A 6,844-nucleotide genomic window follows, 5' to 3' on the forward strand; every position below is an offset into this window, starting at 1 on the left:
AAAAATAAGATGTTGCATAAAAACGTCAATGGTAGGAGGTACGACGAAGCAATCTCGTTAAACAATCAACAGCCAGGCAGGGGCAGAAGAATGACATTGCTTTAAGCATTTATTCATACCTTCTGCCTCTGATCTTAGCATAATGAAATTTCTGTATCTCATCCTTGTACCATTTGTTTTGCTTGGCGTTTTTATTCTCCAGTCAGAAACCACCATCGATCAAACAGCTTTCAAAGTTTCAACTAAACGCAACACATCCCACCTTTTGCCTGGCGATTTTCGTGTACCAGCTGGTATAGGGGCCACTGTTATTGCTAGCGGATTGGATGTGCCATGGGAGATCACCTGGGGTCCTGATAAAAAGATCTGGATCACTGAGCAGAAAGGTGTTGTCAGCAGAATTGACCCTGTATCAGGCGAGAAAGACGTCATCCTCCAAATTAAGGATGTATGGTTTCTGCGCACAGCTGGTTTGCTTGGCATGGCTTTGCATCCGGACATGAAGAATTACCCTTACGTTTTCCTGAATTATACCTTTTTAAGAGATGAGAAGCCATTTTCAAGGTTAGTACGATATACGTGGAAATCTGATACACTGACCAGTCCTAAAATATTAATGGAAATAGCCGCGAACAACGGCCACAGCGGATCCAGGCTCACATTTTCAAAGGGCAAATTATTCTGGGCGACCGGTGACGCTGCGAGTACTGCTTTCTCGCAGGATTTTAATTCTCCTAACGGAAAAATATTAAGGCTTAATATCGACGGATCTGTGCCCGCAGATAACCCCGTGAAAGGAAGCCCCGTTTGGGCAATGGGTTTCCGTAACATTCAGGGCATGGTATTTTCAGGAGCGAATAAACTGTATACCTCAGAACATGGAGATGCAACAGACGACGAAATTAACCTGATCGAAAAGACAAAAAACTACGGATGGCCGTCAATCCAGGGTTATGCCGATAATGCCAAGGAAATTGAATTTGGCAAAAATATAACCTCAACAGACCCCATAAAATCCTGGACGCCTACTATAGCGCCTGCCGGAATTGACTATTATTCTCGCGGAAGCATCTCAGAATGGAATAATTCCCTGCTGATGGTAAGCCTGAAAGGTAAAAGCCTGCGCGCACTCAAGCTGGATGCGACCGGAACCAAAATAATTAACGAGGAAATATTCCTTGAAAACCAGTTTGGACGTTTGCGCGATATCTGTATCTCTCCCTCAGGCGATGTATATGTTTCAACCAGTAATCGCGATTGGAACAGGACTATGGGTGATCCTTTGCCTGAGGATGACCGTATTATCAAGATATCTAAATCCGCTGCTCCATTGAATCCCGTGACGGGAAAGAATACGGCAGTGGTAAGCAATACTTCCAGCCTGTATCAGCAATACTGTGCGTCATGTCACCGTGAGGATGGGGCAGGATTGAAAGATGTATTCCCCGCGTTAAAGGGATCTGGGCTGGTTAAAAGCGGCGAGTTTCCTCTCATCAGAAAGATACTTAAAGGCTCTGCCGGCCCGGTTGTAATTGATGGAGTTAAATACGATACGCAAATGCCTTCCTTTGCTTTTTTAAAGGATGCGGAGATTGCAGAAATAGTGAATTATGTCAGGAAGCTACAGCCTGAAAAGTACCCTGACGTAAGTCCACAGATGATTACTAAAGAACGTGAAAAGTTAAGCCTGCCTCGTTAAAGATGATATTGGATGCAAACAGAGCAAAGAAATTGGAGTTACGAAGATTAAGAAAATGGAATAGGAGGTTTGGTATACCCGTCTGTATATTTTTGGTTCTTAAGGACTTGTTTTTGTAAACCGCATTAACCATCTTTAGGGAAACTATGCAATCTCATGCCTGAGTATTTTCATATATCAAGCGATAAAGCGAAGCTCGATATCAACACTATAACCGATTATTTGATAAAACAATCATATTGGGCTAACGACCGAACAGAAGACGTCATTAGGAAGTCCATCGCTAATTCATGCTGTTTTGGCATGTACAATGAAGCGGGGGAACAAGTAGGTTTTGCCAGGGTAGTTACCGATATGTCCGTTTTTGCCTGGCTAATGGACGTTTTTATTCTGGAAGACCATAGGGGGAGGGGTTTGTGCAAACAATTGATTGGCGAAATAATTTCCTATCCCGAATTTAAAGATATTATGAAGTGGGGTCTTGGCACCAGGGATGCGCATGAGTTGTACAAAAAATTTGGTTTCACATCCTTATCGAATCCAGAAGTCATGATGGAAAGGAAGATTGAGTAAGCCTGAAAGTAATTGGAGAAAAGTAAATAAAGAGTGCATCGAAAGAATGATCTGCGAAGGGTATATGACCGCTGCTGGTCAGGAATTAATTGATCTGGCAAAACAAAACGGGAGTTGGGATAAGTTTGCCGATGCCGAAGCCGGAATCATTCCTGACGATCTTCAGCGATGAAATCGCTTTTAAAAACTTCCAGGCCTTTAGCGAGTCTACTAAAAGAATGTCCCTGGAATGGATAATGAGTGCCAGACGGGTGGAAACCAGGAATACATGAATAGAACACGTAGTGTATTCGTCAGCGCAAAACAAGAAACCAAAGCCAGGGTAAGTAATCGGTAAACAAAATAGTAAAAGTGAAAAGAAGGAATTTTATTGCCCTAGGCGCACTGGCAGCTACAAACCTAAATTCGGGTGCATTAAATGTGTTTGGCCGGGATCAGCACTCCGTGGCGGAATTTACTAAATCTCCAACGGCAGCTTCAGAATTGAACGCAGATCTTGTTATTGCAGGCGGAGGAGTGGGGGGATGTGCAGCTGCCCTGGCAGCCCTGCGCAATGGATTGTCTGTGATCGTGACTGAAGAAACCGATTGGATAGGAGGGCAAGTGACATCTCAGGGGGTTCCTCCGGATGAGCATCCGTGGATCGAAACACATGGATCTCCTCAATCTTACAGGGCCTATCGTACAGCTGTAAGAAACTATTATAAAAGGAATTATCCCTTAACATCTAAAGCAAAAGATAAGGAATACTTGAATCCAGGGAACGCAGTCGTTTCGGCCTTATGCCACGAGCCCCGGGTCTCTCTTGCGGTGTTAAACGAGATGCTGAGTCCTTATGTAAGTTCCGGCAAACTAACCCTGCTTATCGAATATAAGATCAGATCGGCGGAGTACGCCGGCAATAAGGTGAAGGCCTTAAGAGCTGTTAGTTTACGAACCGGGAAAGAAACCGTTCTTATCGCACCGTATTTTGCAGACGCCACCGAACTGGGTGACTTGCTGCCGTTAACGGGTACGGAGTTTGTGACCGGAACGGAATCCCAGAATGAAACCCGCGAGCTGCATGCACCGCAGAAAGCTGATCCGGATAACCACCAGGCGTTCACGATGTGTTTCGCTATGGATTACCTGCCTGGGACTAATAATGTGGGAGAGAAGCCGTCGGAGTATGATTTCTGGAGGAATTTGGTTCCGGAAATGATCCCGGCCTGGCCAGGAAAATTACTTGATCTCAGTTATGCTAATCCTAAAACTTTGGAGAAAAAACTATTAGGCTTTAGTCCTGATGGCAGTCCAACCGCTCCATATCTGAACCTTTGGAACTACCGGCGCATTCTGGCCAAAGAGAATTTTATTCCCGGAGCTTATGTTGGTGATATCTCTACTGTCAACTGGCCCCAGAATGATTACACCCTTGGGAACCTTGTAGGCGTAACGGAAAAAGAGTTTGCCCGCCATGTTGCACGGGCAAAGCAATTAAGCCTCTCACTGTTCCACTGGCTTCAAACTGAGGCCCCGCGGGCAGACGGTAAACAGGGCTGGCCGGGTTTAAGGTTGAGAAAAGATGTTATGGGCACCGAAGACGGCCTCGCTAAATACCCTTACATTCGTGAATCCAGGCGTATTAAAGCCCAGTTCACTGTCCTCGAAGAACATGTCGGCCAGGAAAACCGGGTTAAGGTCGCTGGTATGGAAGCCGGCAAGAAAGGTGCTAATTTTTACGATAGCGTAGGTGTTGGGTACTATCACATAGATCTGCACCCCAGCAGCCGTAAACAAAACTATATCGACTTTTCTTCCCTGCCATTTCAAATTCCCTTGGGAGCTTTGTTGCCAAAGCGGATGGAAAACCTATTGCCTGCGTGTAAGAATATAGGCACTACGCATATTACGAACGGCTGCTACAGGCTTCATCCGGTTGAATGGAGCATTGGTGAGGCGGTGGGCTTAATAGTCGTCTACGGACTTAAAAATAGCCTGCTTCCATATCAGATAAGAGAGGGTAGGGATGTGCTTGCAAAATTTCAGGACTTTATCCGGACACAAGGTGTTGAAACTCAATGGAAAACCTAATATTTAACCCGAATGATCTGGCGGACGTAACGAATGCTAAATATTCGGGGAATCTCCAGCGACGCTTTAAGACTGATAGGAGACAAATAGGAGACGGCAAGATATGTTAGCTTTCGATTCTTGGGGATTCACCAAAGGGGAGACCGTGAGTTAAGTTGACATCTGGAGTTGAAGGGGAATGGAAGTACAAACACATCCTTTGAGGTGAGCCGAATATTGTAATTTTATGGTTGATAGAAATTCATGATAGTTGTCACAGATATGTTAACTAATAAATTATATAGATTATATAAAGAATTGAATATAAATATTTTATATTTTAACGTAACAAGCTAATATTGCTTTTCTGCCAAACTGTCATTGTGCAAAATCATAAATCCGGTGGAAGGGTTACTGTCACTCCAGCAAGCTATTGTTTACCTGCGAAAACACAAAAAAATACCCCGTTTCTTTACAAAAACGGGGCACTTAATATTAGGGTTGTGATGTTTTAACTTGAAAGCGGCGGACCAACTGGTACAGTGATCTTTTGCTTGGTTGTTGGGTAGATATACTTCTTAGCAGTAAATTTAGAAGTAAGATACTCACCATGGTGGATATTTCCCGACATTGAGTCACCGGTTACAGTTCCGGAGAAAGTGAATGGAACATTATCGCCAAGCATCCTGGAAGAGCTTTGGAATTTAACCTGATTACCTTCTATAGTACCCACTAGGTCATTTGTAGTGAAAGTTCCCTGGTGCGATCCTTTCATGAAGTTAGCATCCTGGGTTTCAATAATAAATTTGTGAGCACTTTTCTCGTTGAAATAATCAATTGTAACATCCCAGCGGCCTTTTAAGTCCGCTCCGGGAGCAGCCATAGTATCCACAAGAGCAGGACGTTTCAAATTCAGTGCTGAGAAAATGCGATCTCCAACAATTTTATCATCACCCGGCTGCATCATCCATGCTGCCAGTGAAATAGAAGTGGTTGGTGTTGCCGGTTCTGCAGCCGCTCCGCCACGACCAGCACCACCTGCACTCATTGCAATACGTGGTTTGGTTGTAGAAAGGAAGGTTGCGATGTCCGAGCCAGTCGCGTTAAATTTATTAGGATCCCATGAAATAGTTAAGTTTGGTGTTCTGTTATCCAGGCCTTCCGGCTGGCGTATGTTAGTTGTAACACCTTCAATAGCAGATACGCGTTTTGCAATGTTCTCAAGGTAGCTTGTCCAGGTTTGTTCTTCTTTCTTATGATCACGTTTTACCCATGCTTCAACAGCAGCTAGCATTCCAATTTGCTCTTCTTTACCTACTTTGTTGTCACGTGCTGGTCCATGGTGCGGTGCACTAGCCTGCCATGCAGCCATAAGAAGATTTTTATCGCCTAATAACAAGCCCGCACTCTGAGGACCGCGTATTGCCTTTCCACCGCTATAAGCTACAACAGTTGCGCCATTTGCCAGGTGGACGTTTGGACTTAGGGTTAGAGCCTCAGCTGCCGCATCAACAAGAACAGGAACTCCCTTGGCTTTAGCTGCTGTTGCAATTGCTTTTAGAGATAAGGGACCTGTTGCGTCTGGTCTTCCAGACATCATATAGATCATGGCCGTGCGCGGGTTTATTGCTGCTTCAAGTTCTTCCTGTGTGTTGACAGTGATTACTTTAACACCGACATTACGGACCGCATGGTCATAGACGTTACGTGAACCTCTGGGGATGATCACTTCGTTTTTTTCGATACCAGTAAGATCAGGAATACGTACTAATTTTTCCGGATTTCCCCCGGTAACAGCTGCAATTGTCACTAACTTCATACCACCTGCACATCCTGATGAAACAACACCCCATTCAGCACCCGAAAGTTCAGAAAGCCTTTTGCCTACACCCATTGCAAGTTCATCAAGCTGGACATAATAATTGCCTGCATACTGCATAGCTTCTTTAGCTTCAGGAACTAAGGTAGATGCTCCGATGATAGTGAAAGTACCACGACAGTTAATTACCGGCTCAACACCTATTGACTGATAAACCTGAGCGCCAGCCTTAAGCGGGCCTTCACCTACTGATTCCCCACCCAGCATTTCAAGCAGACCAGCACCTTCAGCTGAAATTGCTGATTGAGCGCTCCCAACAACTCCGCCGGCTAATGGCAGTAGTGTCAGACCTTTAATAACGTCTCTACGTTTCATTTAATTTATTTGATTTAGGTTTTATTGAGATTTTATTTTCGCGCGTGTCTTCTCATCCGGCGAACGAGTTAACTAATTTATGGACTTGAGGAAAGAAATTATTCTAATATAAGTAGTATTAATGTTACAAGTAGGGCAGCGAACTAAAAAATTGAAAGATTTACAGAAAGCTGCCTAGATTCTCAGCCTATTTTTTTCTTGCCCCGCTGTTTCCTGGCGGCATTCTCCACCATTGCTTTAACCCTGTATTCCACAACTCGAGTGATCAGCTCAAGTGGCATTGGTTTATCAAATGAGAATTGCATAGAGGCTTTGCCACTTCTATA

Annotated in this window: 5 protein-coding genes; 4 read left to right on the plus strand and 1 reads right to left on the minus strand. The window is 44.3% G+C overall.

Features of this window, described 5'->3' with window-relative positions:
• The first annotated feature begins 142 nt into the window (after positions 1–142).
• The 4 genes from WKF69_RS11130 to WKF69_RS11145 all read left to right on the plus strand — a co-directional run bounded on the left by WKF69_RS11130 (position 143) and on the right by WKF69_RS11145 (position 4,345).
• Positions 143–1,699, plus strand: coding sequence for a PQQ-dependent sugar dehydrogenase (locus WKF69_RS11130; protein WP_340381925.1), 1,557 nt, complete (start codon positions 143–145; stop codon positions 1,697–1,699).
• A gap of 156 nt (positions 1,700–1,855) precedes the next feature.
• Positions 1,856–2,272: a GNAT family N-acetyltransferase gene (locus tag WKF69_RS11135; RefSeq protein WP_340381927.1), complete on the plus strand. Its 417-nt coding sequence runs from the start codon at positions 1,856–1,858 to the stop codon at positions 2,270–2,272.
• Positions 2,265–2,444 (plus strand): hypothetical protein, encoded by a 180-nt coding sequence (locus WKF69_RS11140; protein WP_340381929.1) that lies wholly within the window; start codon positions 2,265–2,267, stop codon positions 2,442–2,444. The genes WKF69_RS11135 and WKF69_RS11140 overlap by 8 nt, the downstream gene beginning before the upstream one ends.
• 179 nt (positions 2,445–2,623) lie before the next feature.
• The gene (locus tag WKF69_RS11145) at positions 2,624–4,345 is read left to right on the plus strand and encodes an FAD-dependent oxidoreductase (RefSeq protein ID WP_340381931.1); all 1,722 of its coding nucleotides are present in this window, start codon (positions 2,624–2,626) and stop codon (positions 4,343–4,345) included.
• Between the two features lie 490 nt (positions 4,346–4,835).
• Here the strand turns inward: WKF69_RS11145 and WKF69_RS11150 are convergent, their stop codons facing one another.
• Positions 4,836–6,518, minus strand: a complete 1,683-nt coding sequence (locus tag WKF69_RS11150) for an aminotransferase class V-fold PLP-dependent enzyme (RefSeq protein WP_340381933.1) — start codon at positions 6,516–6,518, stop codon at positions 4,836–4,838.
• Positions 6,519–6,844 lie beyond the last annotated feature (326 nt).

The organism is Daejeonella sp. (assembly GCF_037719425.1).
In the GTDB taxonomy this organism is placed as follows: domain Bacteria; phylum Bacteroidota; class Bacteroidia; order Sphingobacteriales; family Sphingobacteriaceae; genus Daejeonella.

Bases quoted from the DNA above. Each gene is read 5' to 3' on its own strand.
- WKF69_RS11130 (WP_340381925.1), top strand. From the start codon at position 143: ATGAAATTTCTGTATCTCATCCTTGTACCATTTGTTTTGCTTGGCGTT.
- WKF69_RS11135 (WP_340381927.1), top strand. From the start codon at position 1,856: ATGCCTGAGTATTTTCATATATCAAGCGATAAAGCGAAGCTCGATATC.
- WKF69_RS11150 (WP_340381933.1), bottom strand. From the start codon at position 6,518: ATGAAACGTAGAGACGTTATTAAAGGTCTGACACTACTGCCATTAGCC.